At 49.6% G+C, this 23,526-nt stretch carries 22 protein-coding genes; 7 read left to right on the top strand and 15 right to left on the bottom strand.

Going from position 1 to position 23,526, the window contains the following annotated elements:
* Window positions 1-64: 64 nt before the first annotated feature.
* Window positions 65-1,018 (bottom strand): DUF1853 family protein, encoded by a 954-nt coding sequence (locus ACCI49_RS12000; RefSeq protein WP_371839231.1) that lies wholly within the window; start codon window positions 1,016-1,018, stop codon window positions 65-67.
* Window positions 1,019-1,265: 247 nt separating this feature from the next.
* Between ACCI49_RS12000 and ACCI49_RS12005 the strand changes: the two genes are divergently transcribed.
* Window positions 1,266-2,168, top strand: coding sequence for a bile acid:sodium symporter family protein (locus tag ACCI49_RS12005; protein ID WP_371839232.1), 903 nt, complete (start codon window positions 1,266-1,268; stop codon window positions 2,166-2,168).
* Between the two features lie 51 nt (window positions 2,169-2,219).
* On the opposite strand, the gene ACCI49_RS12010 is transcribed toward ACCI49_RS12005, so the two are convergent.
* Window positions 2,220-2,909, bottom strand: a complete 690-nt coding sequence (locus ACCI49_RS12010) for a Crp/Fnr family transcriptional regulator (RefSeq protein ID WP_371839233.1) — start codon at window positions 2,907-2,909, stop codon at window positions 2,220-2,222.
* Between the two features lie 81 nt (window positions 2,910-2,990).
* Between ACCI49_RS12010 and ACCI49_RS12015 the strand changes: the two genes are divergently transcribed.
* Complete coding sequence (locus ACCI49_RS12015) at window positions 2,991-3,758, top strand: class II aldolase/adducin family protein (RefSeq protein WP_371839234.1); 768 nt, start codon at window positions 2,991-2,993, stop codon at window positions 3,756-3,758.
* Between the two features lie 254 nt (window positions 3,759-4,012).
* On the top strand, window positions 4,013-4,924 hold the full coding sequence (locus ACCI49_RS12020) for a glycosyltransferase (protein ID WP_371839235.1): 912 nt from the start codon (window positions 4,013-4,015) through the stop codon (window positions 4,922-4,924).
* A 211-nt stretch (window positions 4,925-5,135) separates the two neighbouring features.
* On the opposite strand, the gene ACCI49_RS12025 is transcribed toward ACCI49_RS12020, so the two are convergent.
* From ACCI49_RS12025 to ACCI49_RS12035, 3 genes are all read right to left on the bottom strand, one after another.
* On the bottom strand, window positions 5,136-7,502 hold the full coding sequence (locus tag ACCI49_RS12025) for an autotransporter family protein (RefSeq protein WP_371839236.1): 2,367 nt from the start codon (window positions 7,500-7,502) through the stop codon (window positions 5,136-5,138).
* A 121-nt stretch (window positions 7,503-7,623) separates the two neighbouring features.
* On the bottom strand, window positions 7,624-8,388 hold the full coding sequence (locus ACCI49_RS12030; RefSeq protein WP_371839237.1) for an OmpW/AlkL family protein: 765 nt from the start codon (window positions 8,386-8,388) through the stop codon (window positions 7,624-7,626).
* Between the two features lie 588 nt (window positions 8,389-8,976).
* On the bottom strand, window positions 8,977-9,918 hold the full coding sequence (locus ACCI49_RS12035; protein WP_371839238.1) for a LysR family transcriptional regulator: 942 nt from the start codon (window positions 9,916-9,918) through the stop codon (window positions 8,977-8,979).
* A 111-nt stretch (window positions 9,919-10,029) separates the two neighbouring features.
* Here ACCI49_RS12035 and ACCI49_RS12040 point away from each other — a divergent pair, with 111 nt between their 5' ends.
* From ACCI49_RS12040 to ACCI49_RS12055, 4 genes are read left to right on the top strand one after another with little or no spacing between them, the layout of a single operon-like run.
* Complete coding sequence (locus ACCI49_RS12040; protein ID WP_371839239.1) at window positions 10,030-10,260, top strand: hypothetical protein; 231 nt, start codon at window positions 10,030-10,032, stop codon at window positions 10,258-10,260.
* A 2-nt stretch (window positions 10,261-10,262) separates the two neighbouring features.
* A complete protein-coding gene (locus tag ACCI49_RS12045; RefSeq protein ID WP_371839241.1) occupies window positions 10,263-11,192 on the top strand; it encodes a sodium-dependent bicarbonate transport family permease in 930 nt (309 codons plus the stop codon).
* A 6-nt stretch (window positions 11,193-11,198) separates the two neighbouring features.
* On the top strand, window positions 11,199-11,690 hold the full coding sequence (gene purE / locus ACCI49_RS12050) for a 5-(carboxyamino)imidazole ribonucleotide mutase (RefSeq protein ID WP_371839243.1): 492 nt from the start codon (window positions 11,199-11,201) through the stop codon (window positions 11,688-11,690).
* Window positions 11,691-11,696: 6 nt separating this feature from the next.
* On the top strand, window positions 11,697-12,794 hold the full coding sequence (locus tag ACCI49_RS12055; protein ID WP_371839245.1) for a 5-(carboxyamino)imidazole ribonucleotide synthase: 1,098 nt from the start codon (window positions 11,697-11,699) through the stop codon (window positions 12,792-12,794).
* Between the two features lie 23 nt (window positions 12,795-12,817).
* Here ACCI49_RS12055 and mnhG read toward each other — a convergent pair whose 3' ends face one another.
* The 10 genes from mnhG to ACCI49_RS12105 all read right to left on the bottom strand — a co-directional run bounded on the left by mnhG (window position 12,818) and on the right by ACCI49_RS12105 (window position 23,405).
* Window positions 12,818-13,162 carry a monovalent cation/H(+) antiporter subunit G gene (gene mnhG / locus ACCI49_RS12060; RefSeq protein ID WP_371839246.1) on the bottom strand — a complete coding sequence of 115 codons (345 nt, stop codon included), beginning with the start codon at window positions 13,160-13,162 and terminating at the stop codon, window positions 12,818-12,820.
* Complete coding sequence (locus tag ACCI49_RS12065; RefSeq protein ID WP_371839247.1) at window positions 13,149-13,484, bottom strand: cation:proton antiporter; 336 nt, start codon at window positions 13,482-13,484, stop codon at window positions 13,149-13,151. The genes mnhG and ACCI49_RS12065 overlap by 14 nt, the downstream gene beginning before the upstream one ends.
* Complete coding sequence (locus tag ACCI49_RS12070; protein ID WP_371839249.1) at window positions 13,484-13,957, bottom strand: Na+/H+ antiporter subunit E; 474 nt, start codon at window positions 13,955-13,957, stop codon at window positions 13,484-13,486. Before ACCI49_RS12070 ends, ACCI49_RS12065 begins: the two co-directional genes overlap by 1 nt.
* Window positions 13,958-13,959: 2 nt before the next feature.
* A complete protein-coding gene (locus ACCI49_RS12075) occupies window positions 13,960-15,483 on the bottom strand; it encodes a Na+/H+ antiporter subunit D (protein ID WP_371839250.1) in 1,524 nt (507 codons plus the stop codon).
* On the bottom strand, window positions 15,480-15,854 hold the full coding sequence (locus ACCI49_RS12080; protein ID WP_371839251.1) for a Na+/H+ antiporter subunit C: 375 nt from the start codon (window positions 15,852-15,854) through the stop codon (window positions 15,480-15,482). Before ACCI49_RS12080 ends, ACCI49_RS12075 begins: the two co-directional genes overlap by 4 nt.
* A gap of 1 nt (window position 15,855) precedes the next feature.
* The gene (locus ACCI49_RS12085; RefSeq protein ID WP_371839252.1) at window positions 15,856-16,275 is read right to left on the bottom strand and encodes a Na+/H+ antiporter subunit B; all 420 of its coding nucleotides are present in this window, start codon (window positions 16,273-16,275) and stop codon (window positions 15,856-15,858) included.
* A complete protein-coding gene (gene mbhE / locus ACCI49_RS12090) occupies window positions 16,272-18,557 on the bottom strand; it encodes a hydrogen gas-evolving membrane-bound hydrogenase subunit E (RefSeq protein WP_371839253.1) in 2,286 nt (761 codons plus the stop codon). The genes ACCI49_RS12085 and mbhE overlap by 4 nt, the downstream gene beginning before the upstream one ends.
* Window positions 18,558-18,776: 219 nt before the next feature.
* Window positions 18,777-19,052 carry a hypothetical protein gene (locus tag ACCI49_RS12095; protein ID WP_371839254.1) on the bottom strand — a complete coding sequence of 92 codons (276 nt, stop codon included), beginning with the start codon at window positions 19,050-19,052 and terminating at the stop codon, window positions 18,777-18,779.
* A gap of 37 nt (window positions 19,053-19,089) precedes the next feature.
* Window positions 19,090-19,359, bottom strand: a complete 270-nt coding sequence (locus ACCI49_RS12100) for an OmpW family outer membrane protein (protein WP_371839255.1) — start codon at window positions 19,357-19,359, stop codon at window positions 19,090-19,092.
* 845 nt (window positions 19,360-20,204) lie between these two features.
* On the bottom strand, window positions 20,205-23,405 hold the full coding sequence (locus tag ACCI49_RS12105; protein ID WP_371839256.1) for a DEAD/DEAH box helicase: 3,201 nt from the start codon (window positions 23,403-23,405) through the stop codon (window positions 20,205-20,207).
* Between the last annotated feature and the right edge of the window lie 121 nt (window positions 23,406-23,526).

Here is a 23,526-nt window from a genome sequence, read left to right on the forward strand (position 1 = left end):
CCGAAAGAATTTGCTTAAGGGTTTTTCGAGTGTCCCCATCGCATACCAGGGAGAGGCTGACTTCTCACAGCTTCTGGATTGTTGCCATAGCAGCCTGATACCAGTTATTGGGAACGATAAAACCTCGGTTGATCTCTCCGTGATGGTCGAGTGCGGCGATGCAAAGCGGGCGATCCACAGTTTCTTTTTCGAGCACCTGAGTAAGCTGCTTAAAGCTGCATCCGCATTCATACCCCTGCTGTAGCGGCGCCAGCCAAGCGGGCTTGGACAAGTGGAGCCAGCGGATATTGTGACGGAGGGCATCGAAGTGGTTGCTGAAACTGTCCAGATCGGCCCACCAGTAATCTGTGCGACTTTCTTCCAGGCTTTGCCGGCTGTTATCAACAAGGGGGTTTTCCAGCGATGCCAATGAGCGAAACAGCCGGCCTCGCATCAGAGCCCACTGTTGTTCAATGTGCAGCTCCAGGCCTTGTAAGAGGGGTTGCACTAGAGGGCAGTAAATCAATGGCAGTTGGTGTTGAACCATGCGCTCGAGCTTTATATCCAAGCGGTCCCTGAGACCCGGCCCGAGCCAATAGGGACCGGGAAGTTCCAGATAAAACTTCACTGCAACTTCCCAGTGCTCACAACTATCACTGGGCAAATGGGTCACGACAAAATCCAGCTCCCCCAAGGTTCTGTCACTGGTACGTAAGGGCAAGTTGTGATGTAACAACCGGTAGTCGGGGTGATGGTTGAAAGCAAAAGCCCAGAGCCTTTCAAAGTAAACACCCAGCCGTGCGGTGGGTTTTTGCTTACTGCATTTGTCCAGAAACCGCTCCAGTTGTACAGAGAGCTGCTCCCTGGCTACAGGTCTGGAAAAATAATCCAGAAGTTGGCTTCGCCGTAATTTCGTCAGCCAAGGCAACCTCGGTAAGGGCCCTTTCCAGGCAGCCGGACCGGCAATATCGGCACTTCCCACCGCCCAGAGAAGGTTGGTCCAGTTATCCACTGGCGCACTGGGGATAAAATTTGTCATACAAAGCGCAATGGCCCAGTGAAAAGGTAATCGAGAGTGTACCAGAGGCGGCACTATTCAGAGGACTGTGCTAGGGTTCTACATCACACGGCGAAATAATAAAAATACGAAATAAAAACCGGTTGTCCGAGATGATGCTTTCGTGCCGGTAAGCCCCTTAAAAGCTGGGGTTTCATGCACTCCGCACTAATGAGTGGCCATTCGATGTTCGGGTTCCGGAAGATAATAACAATCACAGGAGGCTAGTGTGGAATCAGGACCCATGATCTCGATCGGTCTGCCGATCGCGTTATTTATCATTATGGTCGGAATAGGGATGACCCTGACGGCCAAGGATTTTCATCAGGTTACGGTGAAGCCTGGGGGCTTAGTGGTTGGTACTATTACCCAGATTTTACTCATGCCGCTTGTTGCCTTCGCCTTGTGCTGGCTTCTGAGCCTGCCGGCTGCGATTGCGGTTGGCTTGGTGATAATCGCAGCCTGCCCCGGGGGTACCGTTTCCAACCTATTCACTCTGCTCGCACGAGGCAATGTGGCACTGTCTATTGTGCTCACAGTATCAGCAAGCCTGATTACTATCCTGAGCCTGCCATTTTTCACCAATTATGCTTTGCGCACCTATTTCGGAGCGGAACAGGAAATTGTCCTACCATTTGCCAAGACGGTGGCAATGCTTTCGGCCATCGTCTTGTTACCAGTGGCAATTGGGATGCTGGTACGGGCCTGGAACCCGCACCTGGCCACCCGCGCGGAGGGCGTCGTCAGTATTTTTGGAGCTTTTGTACTGCTGATTCTGGTGGTGGGACTGGTGTGGGGCATGCGTGATCGCACCGGTGAGTTATTGTCACAGGCCGGCCCCTCGGTAATTTTGTTAAATTTTTTGGGAGTAATTGTTGGATTGTTGACCAGCCGGGTATGTGGCTTGTCCGGGCGCGATGGACTGGCGGTGGCCACTGAGCTGGGAATCAAAAATGGCACCATTGGTCTGATGGTGACATTGACCCTTCTACACTCCAGTGAAATGTCAGTGCCCTCGGCAGTTTATGGTGTATTGATGTTCCCATCAGGTATGTTATTGGCAATATACGGCCGTAAAAAGGCTCGGGAGGTCGATGAAGATCGTGCTGCGGAAATCGGCGAGATAGGGTAACGAGGTTATTTTTGGCCTACCTGGACTGGTGTTATCGGTCCAGGCTACAGCTCAGTCAAGTTCTTCAATATAGGCTCCCAGGCGTTCGAGATCAGGCACACTGATGCGGCCGTAGGAGGACTCGATAAGCCCCTTGGATTCAATATTCTTTAGCACCCGGTGTACCCCCTGCCGTGTCATACCCATAGTATTGGCCAAGAGCTCACGGGTGAGGCGAAATTTAACCGTTCCAGATTCCCCATTTCCGTTGTGCATCTGTGCCATAAATAGCAGGCGTCGCGCAACCCGTGCTTCCGTTCCCCGCAGGACATCATCCTGGATGATCGACATCACTGCCCATAGTCTGCGACTCACCTGCTCCAGTGCGACAGGATAGGCCTCAGGATGGCGGCACATCATATCTCGCAGTTGTTCTCCTTGGACATCCACAACGGCACAGTTGCTATGGGCGCTAGCGCCGAATACTCGGGGGGTGCCAGGGCAAAACACGGTATCGCCAAACCAGGCCCCGGCATCCAGAATGGCAAGGGTAGCTTCCCGCCCCGCGGTATTGCTCGAACAGATTCGCACTTGGCCGTCGGCAATTATGGACAGGCGCTCCAATAGGGAAGCTGAAGGATAAATCATGTCGCCAGCATGAAAGCGCTGTATTTGTGCGCTTCGTGCGAGCTGCCCGCGAGCTTCAATTGGCAGTCCGGCGAGCAGAGGACAGGCATCGAGTATGACCGCTATATTATTCATTCGCCAAGTGTAAACAAATTGACAGTGTTTGCGACAAGCCTCATCCAGAATCAGGGTTCCAATAATAACCGGGAGAGACTGATGCAAATGGAAACTATACCGTCGTTGAAGGGAGTAGTCAGTGATGAAGAGTGGCAATTGCGCGTAGACTTGGCTGCAGCTTATCGTTTAATTGCCCACTATGGCTGGGATGATACAATTTTCACCCATCTGTCCGTACGCATTCCCGGTCCCGAATCCCACTTCTTAATCAATCCATTTGGTATGTTTTTTGAGGAGATTACTGCCTCAAGCCTAGTCAAAATAAATCTGAATGGGGAAAAAGTGGATGACTGTGAGGCGATGGTAAACCCCGCCGGTTTTACCATTCACAGCGCTATTCATTTTGCCCGAGAGGATGCCCACTGTGTAATGCATACCCATACCACCGCCGGCGTGGCGGTTTCAGCTCATGCCGAGGGCCTGTTGCCAATCTCGCAGCAGTCTTTGTTTCCCCTGTCGAGTATTGCCTACCATGACTATGAAGGTATTGCTGTGCGAGAAGATGAGAAGGAGAGACTGGTTTCCGACTTGGGCTCGGCCAACTATTTGATTTTACGCAATCACGGGTTGCTAACCTGTGCTCCCACGATTGCAGATACTTTCCTTGCGATGTTTGTTCTCCAGAGAGCTTGCGAAATACAGGTGGCTGCTCTCGCGGGTAACCAGCCCCTTACACCGGTACCTCAAAAAATTGTGGACAAAATTGTTAGTGAGGGCGATATAGTCACTGGTAGTCAGGGTGGTCTCCTAGCCTGGCCGGGGCTACTGAGAAAGCTGGATCGCGTCGACTCTACCTATTGCTACTAAAACACCTGTAATTCTGCGACCCCATGCCGGGAATAAATGTGCCATATTTCCCGGCTGTCAGTTAAGTCAACACTTTTAGCTGGCCATCTCCTGCCCTATTTATAATCTCTAAAATTGCTTCCTGGTACAATTCATTAAAAACAGGCAAACTAACCCCAGTGCTTTTTGGGGATGGCTCGATTCAATTCTTTAAAATGATTTATTGAAAGTTAGTGGCTGGGCATGATTGCTATTGGAGATTACAGTAATACATCATGTTTAAATATTTTTTTAAAAAACAATTAAAACGTCATGATTTGGCAAACAATATGAAGCTTGAGGCCCTGGTGCGTGGCCAACTTTTAAGTCATCAAGCACTTACAGATTGTGACCCCGGGGTTGGTAATGATAAGAAGCATAATATTGTTCTCTCTTTGACCTCCTTTGATAAGCGTATTCATGATGTTTATTTGTGTGTGGAGAGTTTGTTTCAGCAATCCTTAAAGGCAGATGAAGTAGTATTGTGGCTCTCTGCTAAAAATTTTCCGAATAAAACTCTACCCGAGACTTTACGTAAACAGCAGCGACGCGGTTTGCAGGTTTTCTTTGTGGAAGAGGATCTGGGGCCCTATAAGAAATATGTTTATACATTTGAAAAGTTTCCTAAAAGTCTGATTGTTACTGTGGATGATGACGTCCTTTATCCGCCAGATATGCTCGATATGCTTTATCAGGCTTACCTAAGAGATCCTTCAAATATTTATTGCCATCGCGCCCATAGAATTCAAATCGACAATAGTGGAAAGGTTCTGCCATATAAAAAGTGGCGAACTAATAGAGCTAATTGGTGCGGAAAATCAAATATTGAACCTTCCCATAGGGTTTTTCCCACAGGGGTTGGAGGAGTTTTGTATCACCCAGACGCATTACATGAAGATGCATTTGATAGCCATAAATTTTTGCAGTTATGCCCAAATGCAGATGATATATGGTTGAAAGCGATGAGTATTAGGCAGGGTACAAAGGCGGCACGAGTCTCTGATTCCCGTCATTGGAGAGATCGATTCCTGACTATTCAGGGCGCGCAGGTGCAGCCATTAAAAAGAGAGAATTTGAGAAGTAAAATTGGTAATGACGAAAAAATTAGACGTGTTTTTTCTGCGTACCAGATTCAGGAAATGCTGTAATTGTAATTTATTTGAGCTTCTTGGATGGCAAGCATTGTTAACTTTGCAAAATAACAGATTAATGCACTAAAAAGATATGCCATCCTCACTCATGGACTACCCCGAGCTCGTGAGATATTAGCAGATTCACGTAGTTACGCAGTATTGTGCGGGCAGCAGTGAAGTTGATGAGGATTTACTTTTTTGTCAGGTTAATAGCCATGATCTTGGGTTACCATTTGTAACGAAAACCCAACTCAAGGCCAGCCGAAAAGCTATCCCCAGGGTTGTCCAGACTGCTGGAATAAAATATTTCAGAATAAACTGAGCAGTGATCTCCACACTCTTCATAGCTGGCCCCCATACGCAACTCCCCATACAGATCGTCTGGCTCCTGATATAATCGTGTTCCTGAAACCAACACGTCGGTTTCTTGGTCCAAATTGAAAATCAAGCTGGGAGCAAGGTAGAAACTGAATCGCTCAAGGGGAAGTGAACCGTACATTTGTCGACTTGATTTTCTCTGGCTTTTGCGTTTTTCGAATGAGGTTCCCAAACGCAATAGAAAGCCGTTGTTGTTGATATCACTAACCAATACATCGTAAACATCCTGGATATCATCGCCCTCTTCAGAGGTATAGATCAATTGTGCTAATGGAGTAATGGAGTAATAGTCGTATAATTTAAAACTCCAGCCTCCCTCCATAGCTAATGCATAGCCATAGGCTTCGCTACTATTTTTTAGATTTCGCAAATCGTTAGCATCAAAATTGAAATCAAACCAATTCAGCTTTACTTGTGCATCCAGATAGTACCCCCGGTATCCATACCAAGTAAGGAATCCACTGACGCCATAGTTTTTTACATCAATGGTGCCGTCGCCGAAAAATGAATTTGTATCATTTGTTGAGTCTCCATAGTGTAGGGCCATGCTTGCTACTGGTGTGCTTCCCAGGATTGATATATTGAGGGGAAGATCAGCTCCGAGCTGGAATTGAAAATAGTTTTGATCCCAACTGGCCCAAGTGGTGGAGTTTTGCGGAGTAGCTTTTACATGATGAACACTGCTGCGTACCCATATTCCCTTGCCGTCGATAGCTGTTTCCAGGGATGCGCTATAGTCGGTGCTTGACAGGTCTCGATAACTGCTCCCCACCCAAAAACGGTTACCTACCCGGCTTCGCAGGGAAGAGGGAATATTGAGGGTGCGAAGGATTTGGGGCAGTGATTCATACATAACCGCAGCGGGCTGCCAGCGCGTCATTCCCCCCTCGGGAAATTTGCTCGAGTTACTAACTACTGAGCGCAGATACCAATCACCGACGTTGCTCTCGGATACCCCATTGTGATGCAGGGTATAGGCATAGGCGCCACCAATTGTTGCTTGTTGGTCATCCTTGGTAACGTAATCCCCATTAAGGATAAACGCGCCTGGGTCGGAGTGTCCTTGAACGGTTACGAGTTGAATGCCGTTACCTTGGGTTGGGGCACCCTTGCCATCCACATTAAAGACGGTAATAGCTGTGGAGCCAGATGTGTCACCTTCAACTCTTAGCAGATCACTGCCGGCAGTATCATCATCTAGAAAAACGTCCATCCAAAGGCGTCCATCACCGCCAATATACTGGCCATAGTTTCCGTTATTGTCTTTTTTAATCGTCAATGTATTGAATTTTTGGTTGACCAGATCAATGGTGCCATCGTTGGCGATATTGCCAGTAACGATATACTCATCTTTGTCAAAAAAAGCCTGCCCGCCCCATTTGACGTGTAAACCCAGAGGGTTCCCACTACTGTCGAGACCGCCACCTACATTGAGACTGCCGGAGAAAATCATCTTGGAACTGCCCCAAACAACTACCCTTTCCCAATTTTCCAGCTGGGCTCCGTCCAGGCGGTAATCAAGTCTGAAAATTACGGTATCTATATCACCATCTTCGGCGCTGAGGTCATCTCCGCCATCGAGCAGCGCATCACCATCGAAAGAGTAGGCATCAATAACCAGGGTATCTGATCCATCACCGCCGCGTATTTCATTGCTGATACCTTCATCCCAGTGAATATAATCATCGCCTTCACCAGCATCCAGGTAATTAAAAATAAAGCCACCGTCTAAGGTGATTCGATCATCTCCTTCTCCCCCCCATACATGGAAAGACAATCCATCTAAAAGCTGAATATCATCGGAGCCCGCACCGCCATGGATGCCGCCGCCGCCAATAAAATTTCCGACATCGCTATCGCGTTCTTCCAGTATGATGGTGTCGTTACCATCGCCGCCATCTACAAGGTTAGTGATTATCGCACCACGAATATTAATCTCATCATTGCCAGCGCCCCCGTAGGCATTGTCAAGGGTGCCTCCGTTTAGTTCTAGAGTATCGTTGCCGCCAAGGGCGTTGACATCGGCGTTATCAGCATCATTGTCTTCGTCACAGGTAATTAGATCGGGGCCATCTGAGCCTATATTTCCTGGAGTACACTCCGCAGAAACGGACGGGCAGGAAAGTAGGAGTGGCAGGGATAACCCGGCGACAAGAAAAAATTGCTGGGTTTTAAAGAGTTGGAGTGAACTGAGCAGATTATTATGTGTACCCACGATGGCTCCGCTAATCGCTTCATTGTAGGTCGCAGCCGGCTGTCTGAGCAGCTCAGCTGCTGTGCCCGTTTATATTTGAACAGCTGGTGAAAGCCTGTCTATGCGTGGTTTAAAGCATTTTTTAGAATTTGGTTCCAAGTCCTATGTTGATTACCCAGGGGTCATAATCAAAATGGGCATAAAGTCGATCGGTTCCCAGTTCCGTGGGAAAATCTACAGTGGGGTCGGTATCCGACATGTAATACAGCGCTGACAGATTAATTAATAATGGAAACCTGAACTGCCGGAAGTCCAGGATGAAATCGACCCCGGCCTGTAGCGCCCAATCCCAGGAATGCCCCATATTAAAAGAACCAGGTGCAACTGATAAACCGGAATCTATCAAGTATTCATCGAATTGGCGGCTGATGGAAACCGAGTGGAAGTTAGTGTAGTTAATCCCGGCTCCCACGTAAGGGCGACTGAAATAGGAGGGATCCAGGAAATACCAGTTGGCGAAAGCCAGTGTAGTGGAAGCTTTGAAATCCCCTAGCTGGATTTGGTCCCGTCCGGGGTTGCCGGTAAAGTTGTCCAGAGTTACACCATAAGGGGCGCTGTTGATATGCATCAACTCGAAGCCCAAGCTGTCCGTAGGGCGCCATACGCCGGAAACTTGCCATGTTTGTGCAGTGTCTATTTCCCAAACGGTATTATACAGGTCCCACTGCTGAAGAACCCGATATTTCAGTGATGTCCCCGCATCATTGGGAGTCACATAACTCAGGCCAAATCGCACTATAAAGTCGCCCCACTCGATATCACGCCAATCCTCCTGTGCGTGGGTGATAGCTGCGCTGGAAGCCAAAAAAAGCGTTATTGCTGTATGACTTAATTTCTTGAGTTTCATCACTATCTCCCTCTTTTAAAATGCGCAACTGTGTAGAAAAGGTTTATTTTTCTGTCGCTGCCTTTAGTCCGCTGTAACTTATTGGGTTTGTTGGTGGGTATCCAAAAAGTAGCAGGATTCAGGACGGCTGCAGAAGTTTTACAAACTTTAAGGCGCAACTTTTCCGGACGTTTATTGCAGAAAATTTTTTAAACTGTCACTCTTATTTGTGAGTTACTAAAAAGAGGGAAGGAAAGAATACACTGTGCTCGGGAGCGTATGAGGCATGGAGGCCGATTACGAGCTTACAGGGATGTATTCATAGCGCGACTCGAGTGCAGTGTATTCTTTCCTGCTGACCCAGTAGTAGAAGAGGGTTGAACCTGCTTTATTGTTAATTTCTATTTTGACGCAACTGAAGGATATTAATCAGAGGCTGATTAATTACGAAAAATAACAAATTAATGTAACACATGGATGTGTCGCCATCGGTAATAGGCTGGCGCGAGCCTATACAATAACAGTAGATTCTTTTATCTGCGTCAGTATTTCACGGACGAGAATGAAATCGATGAAGATTCACCTATTTCAATGCCAGGTTAATGTAAATCAGATATCCTGAATCCCCCCGGTCTCCTCTGGCACGGTTTCCAGGTTGCGGGCGTATTCCAGGAATTCCATGGCAGCGGGAGAAAGGGGGCGAGATTGACGCCTTGCCAAATACCAGTGAGTGGTAATTGGCAAGGCCTCAACATCCAGTATGGAAAGACCAGAGTGCCCGCCAAATGCAAGGGTGTGCTCGGAGAGAATAGAGACGCCGAGACCGGACATCACTGCATGCTTAATGGCTTCATTGCTTTCAATTGTCATGCGGACATTGAGGTCAACGCCTCTTTTCGCCAGGAAGCGTTCGATGGCATGGCGGGTACCGGAACCCTCCTCTCTGCGTAAGAAGGGGCAACTGGCAAACTCCTTTAGGGAGATATTTTTCCTGTCTGCCAGCGGATGTTTTTCCGGGGCTATAGCGAGCAAGCGGTTCGGTAAAAACTCCACCAGCGCCAAATCGGGGTTTTTTGGTGGATGGCTGAATACATAAAAATCGTCCGCGTCCTCACTGGTGTAATCAATGATCTGCTGGCGGTTGCCCACGCGAAAGCGAATATCCAACTGTGGATGCTGCTTATAAAAGTCCCCAATCAAGTGTGGGATGAAATATTTGGCGGTAGTGACGACTGCCAGCTGGAGCTTGCCGCTTTCAAGGCCACGCAGCTTGGCCAGCTTTAGCTCTAGGTATTCATAATTCTTAAGAATCTCACGGGCACTGTCCACTAGGGTGAGGCCCGCTTCGGTAAATTGCAATTGCTTACCCACCGCATAGTAGAGGGGCAGCCCCACGGCTGAGGAGAGCTTGGCCAGCTGCATTGACACGCTGGGCTGGGTCAGGTGCAGGGTTTTGGCGGCGGCACTAATGCTGCGTTTCTCGAACACAGCCAACAGGATCTCCAGCTGACGTGCGGTTCCGATGCGGGCGTGGGCTCTGCTGGATGACACAAGGCACCTGTATAGATGATTGCTGATAGATAACATAATAATTATCTATTTTTATCTATCAATACCCCTATCGATAATGCGCCCACTTAATAAACAGTGGGGGCCTCTTTGATGCATAAGTCACAACTTTATTTTGGCGCGTCGGTTGGATTACTGGTCATGTTTGTTGGCTGGACCCTAACACTGGCCGGTATCGTAGCCGGTGCCCTCATGGCTGTTGGTCTCCTGGTGTTGCTTGCCAACGTCGGTTACTGGTTCGCCAGTCGAAGCCGCCGGCGAATCAGGGTGGATATCGCCAGACAGGAGCGACAGCCAGGACGATCCCAGCGTCGGAAGTACTGAAAATGCAACTCGATATTGTTGTAGGTTTCTTCCTGCTGGGTGCACTGGCACAGTTGGTTCGCAGTGACCTGCGCCTGCCGACTGGCCTCTACCAAAGCTGTGTGATCTTCCTGTTGCTGGCTATAGGCCTCAAGGGTGGCGCGGCACTCAGCACCTATTCTGCTGCTACCCTGGTACCACAATCACTGGCTGTTCTGGCTTTTGGTGCCTTGCTACCTCTGTTGGCTTTCCCGGTCCTTCATTGGATTGGCAAGTGGTCCCGCCTCGATGCCGCAGCCACAGCTGCCCATTATGGTTCTGTCAGTGTCGCGACTTACGCTGTGGCTGTTGCACTTCTCAATTCACACGGTATTGAATACGAAGCTTACTTCCCTCTGTTTGTCGCTTTGTTGGAAGTTCCTGCAATTGTAGTGGGCATTCTCCTGGCGAGGCAGTCTGCTAAAGACGCCGGAACCGGCAAGCTGTTTCATGAGCTGACCTGCAACCAGGGCGTCCTCTTGCTTCTCGGCGGTATTGTCATTGGTGCCTGGGCTGGAGAGCGTACTGCGTCTGTCATGCCTTTCTTTGGTCAATTATTTCACGGCGTTCTCGCGCTTTTCTTATTGGAGATGGGGCGGGTAGCCGCGGCGCGCCTTCGAGATGTAAAGGGGCAGGGCGCATTCCTGCTCAGCTTCGGCATCTTCATGCCTTTGATGGGTGGTGTTGCGGGGGGAGTTCTCGGCTCCCTGCTCGGCCTGTCTGCCGGAGGCGTCTTCCTGCTAGCGGTGTTGGGCAGTAGTGCTTCCTATATCGCAGTGCCTGCAGCGATGGCCGTAGCTCTGCCCCAGGCTAATGCCAGTGTTTCGATCACCTTGTCTCTGGCAATCACATTTCCTTTTAACGTGCTGGTGGCGATCCCCGTCTATCTGGCCTTCATTCAACACTGGAGTTAACTGCAAGTGAAGTCTCTGCCTTTTGAAAAAGTCACCATCGTAATGGGGTCGCGCTCGGATTGGGCCACCATGTCCAATGCGACCAAGCCCCTTACAGAGCTGGAGGTCCCCTTCGCTACCGTCGTAGTTTCTGCCCACAGAACCCCCCAGCGTTTAGTGGAATTTGCCAGTGAGGCACATAAAAAAGGTACCCAGGTGATTATCGCTGGTGCTGGTGGCTCTGCGCACTTACCGGGCATGATTGCTGCCATGAGCCCACTGCCCGTGATTGCTGTCCCTGTTGAGAGCCGTTTTATGACTGGTATGGACAGCCTGCTTTCGATTGTACAGATGCCACGGGGTGTTGCCGTTGCCACCCAGGCAGTAGGTGCTTCCGGCGCTTTTAATGCGGGCCTGATGGCAGCACAGATGTTGTCATTGAGCGATTCAGATCTGCAGCAGCGCCTGATTGCCTGGCGGGAGCAGCAAAGTGAGCAAGTTCCGCTGTCTGTGGAGTAAGACACTGTGAGTGAGCGCACCAGACATATCGCTATAGTTGGCTGTGGGCAGCTGGCACAGATGATGGCGCAGGAGGGCCAGCCCCTCGGTATCACTTTCAGCTTCCTCGCCGAGGAAGGGGAAAACACCAGCTGTGTCGAAGGGCTTGGAGAGCTGATCAAGCTTGAAGAGCATGAGAGCGGGGAGGCTTTGTATCAAGCCTTGGGCCGGCCAGAGGTAATTACCGCCGAGCGAGAGCAGGTGGATGTGGCCTTGCTACGAAAGTTACAGCAGTTTTGCCCGGTATATCCCGATCCCCATATCTTTGAAAAAGCCCAGCACCGCTTGCGGGAAAAGTTAGCACTGACCGAGAGCGGTCTTCCGGTGGCGCCCTTTGTACCGGCGCTGGGGGCTGATGAATTACGTCGGGCCCTTGGCACCCTGGGCTATCCGGTATTTATTAAAAGCTGTGAAAATGGCTACGATGGGAAAAACCAGTGGCGGGTTAAAAATCAGGCGCAACTAGAAGGTGCTATCGAAGAAGCTCAGAGCCAAGCTTGCGTGGTGGAAGCAGCGGTGGATTTTTCCTGTGAAGTTTCCCTGGTTGGAGTGCGCTCTGTATCCGGGGAAGTAAAAACCTATCCCCTGACTGAAAACCTTCATCGCCAGGGCACTCTTCTGGTTTCCAAGGCGCCGTTCCATGACTCCCAATTAATGCGTCAGGCCCAAGGCTACCTGGATAAACTGATGCGTGACTGGGACTATGTAGGCGCGCTGACCCTGGAATGTTTCGTGACAACCGAGGGGTTGATCGTTAACGAAATAGCGCCGCGAGTCCACAACAGTGGCCACTGGACCTTGGTAGGAGCAGAGTCCAGTCAATTTGCCAACCACCTGCGCGCCATTCTCGATATGCCGCTGGGGGATACACAGTGCTCCAGCCCAACCGCCATGATTAATATGCTAGGCGTGAATAAATCACCCTCGCAGAAAAATGAAGGCGTATGGCTTTATGGCAAAAGCTTGAAAGAGGGACGCAAGATGGGCCACGTTATTCTTGTGGATAATTGTGTCCATCAACTGTCCCGTCGCAGTGAAGCCGTTATTGACGAGCTTTATCGTTAAGGTAACGCCAAAGGACTCGGTGTTTACCGCAGATCTCTTTTCGGATTTTTAAAGCGGGGCTGTGCGGCCCCACCTCGCCACATTGGGCTACCCACTCGGTAGGCGGCCCGTGCAATCATGTGTACGCCTACGGGAACAGTAAGCAGCAGGAACAAGATAGCTGCCACAGCGCGGGCCGTGACCTGGGTATCGTGGAATAGTGCGGCTACCCCGGCAAGCATCAGGCCGCAGCACAGGGTGGCGGCTTTTCCGGAAGTGCTCATACGTGTATAGAAATCCGGCATCCGCAATAATCCAAGTGCGGCGCTGAAGCCGAAAAAACTGCCTACCAGCAGCAGTGTTGCAATAGATATTTCAGCGAAAGCCACTGCCACCTCCATCGTGAAACACAGTCTTTTTACCACTTTTTTCTATAAATCGGGCAAAGGCGACACTCACCAGGAATGCCACCAATGCCAACGCGATCGCTGCATCCAGATAGACCGGTTGTCCCGAAGCAATCGCCAATAGCGCACAGTAAGCTACTGCAAGAATATTCAAGACATCCAGGGCGACCACTCTGTCCGCCAGTGTGGGGCCGAAGAGAATACGCAGAAAGCACATGACCAAGGCCAGTAACAATAACAAGGAGGAAATATTGATCGCCATCAGGATGATTGGGGAGTGAATATCGGCAATAGTTGCGTGCATCAGGAAAAGGCCTCCCGCACTCGCTTTTCGAAGCCCTGGTGAATCTCTTCCCGGAAATCTTCTGGGTTGTCCACAAACATGGTGTGAACTAATAGTTCAGAGTGGTCTCTAGTGATCTCTAACACCATGGTGCCCGGTGTCAGCGAAATCAAATTGGTAAGAATAAAGATCTGGTTTCGATCGGTGATTTCCAGGGGAATCCGCACAATCATAGGGCGGCTTTTCAATCTCGGGGAAAATACTTCATAAGCGGCACGTAGGCTGGAGAGCATCAACTCCTGTAGAAAAAAAATAAACAGGTGGGCGAAACGTGGCAAGCGTTGAAAGTATTTGCTGCCCCCCGGCAACTGTGGGGAGACTCTCAGTGCCAGATAACCAATAAAAAAGCCAAAGCAGAAGTTCACCAATGTCGCATTGCCAGTGAGAGCTGACCAGCTGATAGCTAGTAGTAAGTTAAGTAAAAATACACGCATAGTTAGTGGTTTCCGGTGTATTGGGCAGATTCGCTGCCCAGTACCGCATCCAGGTAGCCTTTGGGTTCCAGCAGTTCGCTGGCGGCGTCCAGGGAATAATCAATAAAGGGCTCGGGAACCAAGCCCAGCCCAAGTGTGATCAGCGCCAGCAGGGCTACTGGTAGCAGACGCTGGAACCTCTCTTTTCGGGGAAGTGCATACAAACTACTGCAATAGCCCTTTGGGTGCCCTTTCCAAAATACCTCCGCCCAGATCTTGCTCATGGAAAACAAGGTCAGTGCACCGGTTATCAATGCCACCGCTGCAACCAGATAGGCCGCCTGGTCCAGGCTCGCTTTTAACAACAGTAGCTTTGCCCAGAAACCCGACAGGGGAGGAAAGCCAGCGAGGCTGAATGCCGCGATAAAAAAAAATATGGAAAGCAGTGGGCTGGCTTTGTAAATTCCGCCAATTTCATTCAACTCATAACCGCCGGTAAGACGCTGAGCAGTTCCACTGATCAGGAATAAGTTGGTCTTGGCAACAATGTTATGCACCATATAGAAAACGGACCCCGCCAGAGCCAGGGGAGAATTAAGAGCCAGCCCCAACACCAGAAAACCGATCTGACTGATGATATGAAAAGCGAGAATCTTACGAAATTCATACTGTGCCGCGGCGCCCAGGACACCGGTGAGCATAGTGAGCAACGCGGCGCCCAGCAGGATATTGTGGGTAAATCCCAGATCGGTGGGGAATATTAGTGTAAAGGTGCGTATCAGGGCATAGACTCCCACTTTGGTAAGCAGCCCGGCGAACACTGCTGTAACTGCCACAGGGGGGGCGTGGTAAGAGGCCGGCAGCCAGAAAAACAGTGGAAAGATTGCTGCCTTGATACCGAAGGCGCAGATAAACAGTACTGCCAGGGCAGAAATTGCTACAGGGTTATCCACAGAGGCTAGGGAAATATGCAGTTGTGCCATATTCAGGGTGCCGGTCAGTCCGTAGATCATTCCGATTGAAGTCAGCATCAACAGAGTGGATACCAAATTCAAAGCTACATATTTGACCCCCCCGTCCAACTGAATACGATCTCCACCCAGTACCAGCAGGGCAAAAGAGGCAATCAGCATTACCTCGAACCAAACATACAGATTAAACAAATCTCCAGTAATAAAGCTTCCGCAAACCCCGGCCAATAAAAGCTGAAAGAAACTGTGAAACCCCAGTTTTATCCGACAATCATCGATATCTGAAAGAGAATATAAGGAAACGCAGAGTCCAACTAGCGCACTGATAAGCAGCATAATGGCACTTAATCGGTCCGCTACCAGAGTGATGCCAAAGGGAGCGGTCCACTCGCCCATTTGCACAGCGGTTGGGCCGCTGATCTCCACGAGCGCGACAATACTAATCGCAACCCCAAGCATCAGCACGCATCCAAGCACAGAAATAATGCCGCATAAAGAGCCCCGCCCTCGGGCTGGGAAAGTGGCGAGGGCGGTGGCGATCGGCAGCAGGAAAGGCAGAGCCAGTAGCCAGCTCAAGGTTTTCTTTTCCTCTTGGGCGCGGCTGGTTCGGCAATTCGCATGGTGTCCACATCCAGTGTACCGAGCACTTTGTAAGCTTGTGCGATCAGGGCAAGGGCAAACGCGAGCAAGCCAAAGCCAATCACTATTGCGGTGAGAATCAGCGCTTGTGGTAGCGGATTCGCTATCGGCATGGGAGGTACTTCCAACCCCTTGGGCACCAGCGGCGGTGCGGCGCGGGTCAGCCTGCCCGCTATAAAAATAGCCAGGTTGGCTGCATTACTGATGAGCACCAGTCCGAACAAATAGTGCAGTAAATCCCTGGCGAGCATCAGGTAAACGCCGGTGGCAATTAGTATGCCGACAACAATTGCAAGTGGGCCTTCCATATCAACTGGCCTCTTCCAAGGCAAAAATAAGGGTGAGTACGGCACCCAATACGGCCAGGTAAACACCGACATCAAAAATCAGTACATTGCTGATACCGATACCACCGGAATTTTTATTGCCGGTCAGTTGGAGCCATTGAGCGGAGAAGGGAGCCTCACCGGAAAAGACTGCCAGCATTCCGGAAAGTGCTGCGATCAGCACACCGCTAGCCGCCAGATTTCCGGGGGGAACTCTCAGCGCCCGCTGGGCTGCTTCTATCCCCCAAGCCATGGCAAAGAGTGCGAAGGCTGAAGCCGCGATCAATCCGGCGATAAAGCCACCACCGGGATAGTTGTGTCCGCGCAAGAGCATATAGACGGAAAAAACCAGAATCAGTGCCACCAGTACACGGGTTGCGGTTTGCAGTACCAGAGAATTCACTGTGCCCCCCGTCGCAGCTGATGGCCCAGTAACGTCACCGCGGCTACCGCTGCAGTAAATACGACGATAATTTCACCGAAGGTATCCAGTGCGCGGAAGTCCACCAGGATCACATTGACAATATTGCGACCATGGCCCTCGGGGACTGAGGCCTCCTCAAAGAACTCACTGGTGGGGCTCACAAAGGGCGTTTGCAGTACCGCAAGGATAGTCAGGGTTACCAGTAGGCCGAGCACACAGCCCAGAACAGCATCCCTTGGGCGAAAACGGATTTTTCTACCGGGGCTGAATACCGGCAGGCGCGGCAATATCGCCGCAATTAATACCAGGTACAGGGTTTCTACCAACAACTGGGTGATGGCCACATCTGGAGCGCCAAAGAATAAATAAATCAATGCGATTCCTACACCCAGTGCGCCGAGGGCGCAGATAGCAATGAGCGGCTTTCGTGCTGTGGCCGCCATAAAGGCACCACCCACGGTGAGTAAAAATGCTGCCCACTCTTTCAGGTTAAGGCGTGGCCAGTGGTACTCCAGAGGGAATTGCCCTGTACGCAGCAGTGCATAAGCGAGGAATACGGAGATAGTGACAAAAATTACCGTCAGGTAGCGGCGCATCACTCCATTTTGCAATATGCGAGTTTGCCACGCGGCAAAGGCTCTCAGGAGTTCGAGGGATTTGTCCCACAGTACATCGGCGCTCGTTGGGGCGTGTTTGAAATCCCAGGCCAGCCATGCGCGCAAGCGGCGCAGACCCAGGTACATAATGACACCCAAGGCAAATGTGAGAATACTCATCAATAGGGGAATATTAATACCGTGCCAGAGTTTCAGGTCGATAGTTTCGGGAATGCCGAGTACCGCCGTCAGGGCCGGTTCTACCAGCCCCCCACCGACTAGGTCCGGTGCCAAGCCAAAAGTGAGCCCCAAACTGCTGAGTATCAACGGACTTATCCACAACCCTGGCGGTGCTTCGCTGACTTTAGGTAAATAGTGTGGAAGTTTCCCCAGGAACGGTTTCAGGGCCACCATGCCCGCAACGGTAACGGTAACCGCATTGGCGAATACCGCCGCAGTGGAAACCAGGGCAGGCTCGGATGCCACCGCCAACGCACCCTCGTATTTCAACTCCTTGCCAATAAACCCAAGAAATGGTGGGAAGCCCGCCATAGAAAGTGCGGCCGCCAAGGCTGTGATAAAGGTGATATGCATTGAGCGCCCGAGACCGCTCAGCTTATTCATTTTGCGGGTACCAGCTTGTTTGTCGATGATGCCCACCACCATAAACAGTGCGGCTTTATAAAAAGAGTGCACTATTAAGAAAGTAATAGCGGCTGCCACTGCGGCCGAGGCGTCAGAGCCCAAAAACATGGTAAGCGTGCCCAGAGCAATTACTGTGGTATATGCCAGGGCGAGCTTTAGGTCGGTTTGACGCAGGGCTGCCACCGCCGCTACTGCGGCTGTGGCGACTCCGGTACAGGTTAAGATCCATTCCCATACTTCCGTGTGGGCGAGAACCGGGTGCAGGCGCGCCAACAAATAAATACCTGCTTTCACCATCGTCGCGGAATGCAGGTAGGCGCTTACCGGAGTGGGAGCTGCCATAGCATTGGGCAGCCAAAAATGAAATGGCAGTTGAGCGGATTTGGAGAAAGCACCAATCAATATGAGTATCAGGATCGGCACATATAACGGGTTGCCACGCACGGCCTCACCGGAGGCCAGTACTTGCACCATATCGAAACTGCCAGTTATGGAACCGAGCAGTAACAAGCCCGCCAATAGGCAAAGTCCCCCAAGGGTGGTTACCAACAAGGCCTGCAGGGCTGAGCGGCGTACAATCGCACTGGTATGGTTATAACCGATCAGTAGGTAGCTAGCGACGGTGGTAACTTCCCAGAAGACAAACAGGGTGATTAGGTCACCTGCCAGCACCAGCCCGAGCATCCCGATCATAAATAGGTAGAGATAGAGGTAAAAACGGCGCAGATCGGGATTTCCACGTAAATAAGATGCTGCGTAGATAGCGACAAAAACGCCAATGCCGCTGATCAATAGGGCAAAAAGGAAGCTCAGGCCATCGATTAAAAATCGCAGGGAGACCCCAAGGTCCTCTACCCAGGTGATCCCAAAGGTGTACTCTTTGCCGGCTGATATATTTGGCATCAAGAGTATCAATGACAACGCAATGATTGCCGGGGGCACAGGAGCCAGCAGGGAAATCAGTCTTCCCGGCATGGCCCGCCCGCTATCGCGACTGTCCTTGTCGCCAACTGCGCCCATTTATTCATCCCCAATTGCCTCGCTCTATTTTAGGAGGGAATTAGTGGAACAACCGAAAGAACCATTAATGCCAAGACTACGATTGACTAAATAAAGAGACTGGAGTGGAGAACTCCGGTCGAAGTTTGGCGTGAAAAATTAGTCCTCTGAGCGTTTAACATTGATGTAGTAGGTAAAAAATTATCGGCTTCAAAAGTCTAATAGCCAACTACTACTGGGTCAGAAGGAAAGAATACACTGCACTCGAGACGCGCAGTGAATACATCCCTGTAAGCTCGTAATCGGCATCCATGTCTCATACGGTTCCGAGCGCAGTATATTCTTTCCTTCCCTCTTTTTAGTAGTTATTGCTATAGACGGCAGCTTGAGCAATGGCAACTTCCACCAGAATTGATAGCCAATACCCAATGAGTAAACCAATGGGGCGATACCAACATCGACTTTGATCCGGAAGTAGCCACCATAAGAGGTACGGAAGCGGATTTTTCGCTTCATTGTCAATATCCAAGTACTAAATGGCAGCATTGAATAGTCAGCGGCTGACTTGGTCGAAAGCTATATCTATACCTAATTCACCTGCGGGGCCCCAATGATCGGCGAACAACCAAGTACTTGTGATGCTGACGGAATAACCGCTATCCACATAGGCCCGAGTGCCGGCCAATGTCGGGCCATTCAAGCGCAGCCTGCCGGAATCGTCGTTCGGGTCCACTGCTGCGACGCCAATTCGAACAATAAAGTCTCCTTCTTGATATTCAGCCAGAGTTTGACCACAAGTTAATAATGCGGCACAAAGTAACACTGCTGGTCCAAACCCTTTTATATCTAAGCCCCCTTTGAAATCCATTCCGAAATGGAGCTACGCAATTAGTGTAGTGGGATAGGTAACCGCCTATTTCGGAAGGCTTACGCTACAGCGGAACGCACTGATCGAGCATAGGATATTGATCAGAAAAGATGTGAGCTAAACTATTTTGCTGTTGATAATTCACCTGCCCCCCTAGCGTCGGCGAATAGATATCGAACTTTAATTGGAGACAGTGGCAGGTTTGGACAAAGATTTTGTTTAGTGCTGAACCATTAAGCTAAGCCTGCAATAAATTACTGATATAGCAAGCGGAACTGCAGGCAACTCACGCACTAGCGCCGGCCTTGGCCTGCGTCAGCGTACAATTGCTAAAGCGTAAACTCGATTGTTTGTTAGGTTAATGGCGAGCAATGTAAATAATTAAATTCTTTTCAGGCAGACAGCTGCTCCAGAAGGTCTTTATCACTCTCGTGCCAATATTCATTGCCGCGACCAAAGGTGCTGCATTTTACAAATTTCTACTACGTTGAATTAATTGGTTGAGTCTTTGGTTTTTTAAAAGCCATAATAACAATGGCCTTAATCGCCGTGGACTGGCTGGACTCTATCGCTGACACATTCCCTCCAATGGATGTTTCAGCTAGTGTAAAGAAGGCTAAGGTTTTCTACTTCTTGGCTTAACGCTGGACTTTTACCTTAATACACCTGTGATCCTACCTGAAAATGGTGGGTTGTTTAACTATTGATGGAAAAAGGGTAATTAAGGGGCGTTATCGGTGTTTATCGATTGGATCAATCTAGGGGGGCTAAGGGCTCCGATGGAACCCTTATCGAGTGATTTAATCCTGAAACAGTGACAGCCACTGTTCAGAATCCATGGTTATATTTTCCCCATCTTTGCTGTAAATCGCATCAGCCAACGCCTGCTTGTGAGCCTGCATATCGATGATCTTTTCCTCGACGGTATTTTCACAGATAAATTTATACACAAAGACCGGTTTGTCCTGGCCGATCCGGTATGCCCGGTCGGTTGCCTGGTTTTCTACTGCCGGATTCCACCAGGGATCGTAGTGTATAACCGTATCGGCAGCAGTGAGGTTCAAGCCGACCCCCCCGGCTTTCAGGCTGATCAGGAACACAGGAATATCGCCATTCTGGAAGGCGTCAATCGCTTCCTGGCGCTTACGGGTTCGCCCGGTGAGTTTTACATAGGGTATTGCCTGTTCTTCCAGGGCCGTTTCAATCTTGCCGAGCATCTCGGTAAATTGGGAGAATAAAAGTACCTTGCGGCCTTCCTCTAGCATTTCCGGGAGCATATCCATCAGCGCTTCCAGCTTGGCCGATTGCTTAACCTTTTTTGCCTTCTCCAGTTTAACCAGGCCGGGATCACAGCAAATTTGTCGCAGCTTTAACAGGGCATCCAAAATTTCGATATGGGAGCGGTTGAGTCCTTTATTTTTCATCAGGTCTCTAACCCTCTTCTCCATTACCGAGCGCACGGTTTCATACAGTGCGGCTTGGGCGGTGTCGAGGGTAACCCGCTGGATAATTTCTGTTTTTGGGGGGAGTTCAGTGGCAACTTCCTGCTTGGTGCGGCGTAAAATAAAGGGAGCGATCCTCTGGTTCAGAGTCTGTTGTTTGTGCTTATTAGCCTGCTTCTCAATGGGATTTCGATAAAGGCCGTTAAACCTTTTCTGGCTGTGTAGGAAGCCGGGCATCAGGTAGTCAAACAGTGCCCACAACTCGCCCAAGTGGTTTTCCAGCGGTGTTCCGGTCAGGCATACCTTGTGCTGAGCAGTGAGGGTACGGAGTAATTGTGCCGCTTTTGATTTAGGATTTTTAATGACCTGGGCTTCATCGAGAATCAATAGATGAAAGTTATATTCTTTTAATATTTTACTATCCCGCACAATAAGCGGGTAGGTGGTTATAACCAGATCAGATTCTGGAATGAGCGAGAAATTTTCATGCCGCTCACTGCCGTGAAGTAGTAGTGCTTTTAATGTTGGGGCAAAGCGATGGGCTTCGTTAAGCCAGTTACCCACTAAGCTGGTGGGTACAACCACCAGAGCGGGGTTTATCAGGCGCCGGCTCTCTTTTTCTTTGAGAATATGAGCCAATCCCTGTAAGGTTTTTCCCAGGCCCATATCGTCGGCCAGAATGCCATTCATATTGAGTTTGCGCAGATGTTGCAGCCATTCAAAACCAGTTTGCTGGTAGGGGCGCAACTGTGCTTTCAGCGCTCTGGGTGGCTTTACACTTTGCGGGCCCTTTTGCAGGTTTTTAGCAAGGACTTTTAGATCTTTATTGTCCTGCCAGGCTGAATCGGCATTAGGCAGCTCTGGCACCGCGAACTTGGGTACCTTGAAACTTTGGGATTCACTGTCATACCATTCTTCTAAAACGGCATATAAGTTGCGGAATAGTGCACTGGGTAGACGGATATACTGGTCTGAGCCGAGAGGAACTAAAATGTCGTCTTCATCGGTAGCCGTATATCCCAATTCCAAATATTGCAATAATAGCGGAGCCAGATGAATGGGCTGACCTTCAATATCTACGGTTGCACTCAGGGAAAACCAGTCATTGGAAGATTGTTCTGTTTGCCATTCCCAATCTTCAATCTCGTGTACTTTTAGAGAAAAGTCATCTTCGAATTGAACGATCCAGCCAGCTTCTTCAAGTCTTGGGATACCCTCGTTGAGGAAATCGTGCCAGCGCTCTATAGGCGTTTGATTGGTTTCACCATCATCGAAGAACAGAGTGGGCTCACCGGCTTCATTAGCACCCAAACTCCACTGCCATTGCATGAGATCTTTCAGTACAGCCGCTTCGTGATGAAAATTCCGCTCTACTCTATAAAGCTTGTCTTGTTGGGAGTAGATATTATTTTCTGGGCGATTCTCTGTAAGAATTTCCTCTGCGTGGATTATTACCGGGCCATACTGAATATGAAAACTGGCGGTATGAATACTTTCAATCCCTCCCGGGATGGGAGTTGATTTAAGAATTAAGCCCGGTCGCAAAACATCATTCACTTGTATAATAGGCAGTGATTTTGGAGTGGGTAAATGTTCACTGCCATAGTGGTTATTAAGAAAGGTAATAGCATTGCCCATTTCATTTTTAGAAATGGCGGGCATAGTTGTGAAGTCATTTAGAGCTTCACCACCCAATGGGCTTATGATAGGGCCAATGATGTTTTCGTGAGGGGAAAAATAACAAGGTGGTTCGGTGGGTATCAGCTTCCAGCCGTTGGGGAGGTCTGGCACATCTAATTGCAGCTGTGCATCGTTCTTGCTTTCTTCCCAGCTGAGTTCCAGTTTGACCGCTTCCCCCCCACGAATCGGGGTTAGAGAATCGATATCGCTGAAGAAGCGCCCACTATCTAGCAGGTTTCTCAACAGAAGCGCACCTTCCTCCCCAGATATGGTTTTCCTGAAGAAAGATTGTGAAAGCAGTTGTTGAAGGCCAAAAATTTTCTGGTCAATTTTTGATATGGCAAGGCTGCTGTTGATATGGAAGTACTCGCGCTGAGGCTTACCATAGCCGCCTTTTTTGAGTGGTCGGGCTGAATAAACGTTAATTCTGGCTTGTGCGGAAGGGTATCGATCATCCCAATCCAGGGTGTACAGCAGGTCTCGCTGTGATGGAGAGTCCAATACGACTTCACGCTGTTTTTCTGCAACGTTTTTCTGCCAATGATCCCAGCTTGTCCCCTTTAACGTCTGCTTGGATGTCTCTTGATTCTTATTGATAACTGCCATCAGTACTGCGGCTACATGTTTACAATTATATCCAACTGGACAGGAACACTCGCCATCAATTTCAAATGTCCCCGATACTGGGTTTTCAGTTATCTCTATATACTGTTTGTAGTGATTTGCATAAGAACCGCTTACCCTCCCAGTGATGGTTTTACCACCCTGGGAAATAATAAACTTCTCAACGTAGCCATTTCGAAAGTAGTTTTTTCCTCTAACCAAGCTGTTAGTGGGAAGTTGATTGGAAATACTGTTGAAATCTAAAGGGATATTCATTCTTTGGCTATGAGATTATTACTGCTGGCATTTCTAACTATATTTTCTGTTGGTTCTAATGATACTGCTTTTTAAGTGGCAAGTAAGCAATCGGGAGACTGTAAGTATCAGGCATCCCGTT

Origin of the sequence: Microbulbifer epialgicus (assembly GCF_041447265.1) — a bacterium.
GTDB classification, from domain to species: Bacteria; Pseudomonadota; Gammaproteobacteria; order Pseudomonadales; family Cellvibrionaceae; genus Microbulbifer; species Microbulbifer epialgicus.

What these genes read in the sequence shown, in the direction of transcription:
- ACCI49_RS12000 (WP_371839231.1), bottom strand. Translation starts at nt 1,018, where the DNA reads ATGACAAATTTTATCCCCAGTGCGCCAGTGGATAACTGGACCAACCTT.
- ACCI49_RS12010 (WP_371839233.1), bottom strand. Translation starts at nt 2,909, where the DNA reads ATGAATAATATAGCGGTCATACTCGATGCCTGTCCTCTGCTCGCCGGA.
- ACCI49_RS12015 (WP_371839234.1), top strand. Translation starts at nt 2,991, where the DNA reads ATGCAAATGGAAACTATACCGTCGTTGAAGGGAGTAGTCAGTGATGAA.
- ACCI49_RS12020 (WP_371839235.1), top strand. Translation starts at nt 4,013, where the DNA reads ATGTTTAAATATTTTTTTAAAAAACAATTAAAACGTCATGATTTGGCA.
- ACCI49_RS12030 (WP_371839237.1), bottom strand. Translation starts at nt 8,388, where the DNA reads ATGAAACTCAAGAAATTAAGTCATACAGCAATAACGCTTTTTTTGGCT.
- ACCI49_RS12040 (WP_371839239.1), top strand. Translation starts at nt 10,030, where the DNA reads ATGCATAAGTCACAACTTTATTTTGGCGCGTCGGTTGGATTACTGGTC.
- ACCI49_RS12045 (WP_371839241.1), top strand. Translation starts at nt 10,263, where the DNA reads ATGCAACTCGATATTGTTGTAGGTTTCTTCCTGCTGGGTGCACTGGCA.
- ACCI49_RS12065 (WP_371839247.1), bottom strand. Translation starts at nt 13,484, where the DNA reads ATGCACGCAACTATTGCCGATATTCACTCCCCAATCATCCTGATGGCG.
- ACCI49_RS12070 (WP_371839249.1), bottom strand. Translation starts at nt 13,957, where the DNA reads ATGCGTGTATTTTTACTTAACTTACTACTAGCTATCAGCTGGTCAGCT.
- ACCI49_RS12080 (WP_371839251.1), bottom strand. Translation starts at nt 15,854, where the DNA reads ATGGAAGGCCCACTTGCAATTGTTGTCGGCATACTAATTGCCACCGGC.
- mbhE (WP_371839253.1), bottom strand. Translation starts at nt 18,557, where the DNA reads ATGGGCGCAGTTGGCGACAAGGACAGTCGCGATAGCGGGCGGGCCATG.
- ACCI49_RS12095 (WP_371839254.1), bottom strand. Translation starts at nt 19,052, where the DNA reads ATGAAGCGAAAAATCCGCTTCCGTACCTCTTATGGTGGCTACTTCCGG.
- ACCI49_RS12105 (WP_371839256.1), bottom strand. Translation starts at nt 23,405, where the DNA reads ATGAATATCCCTTTAGATTTCAACAGTATTTCCAATCAACTTCCCACT.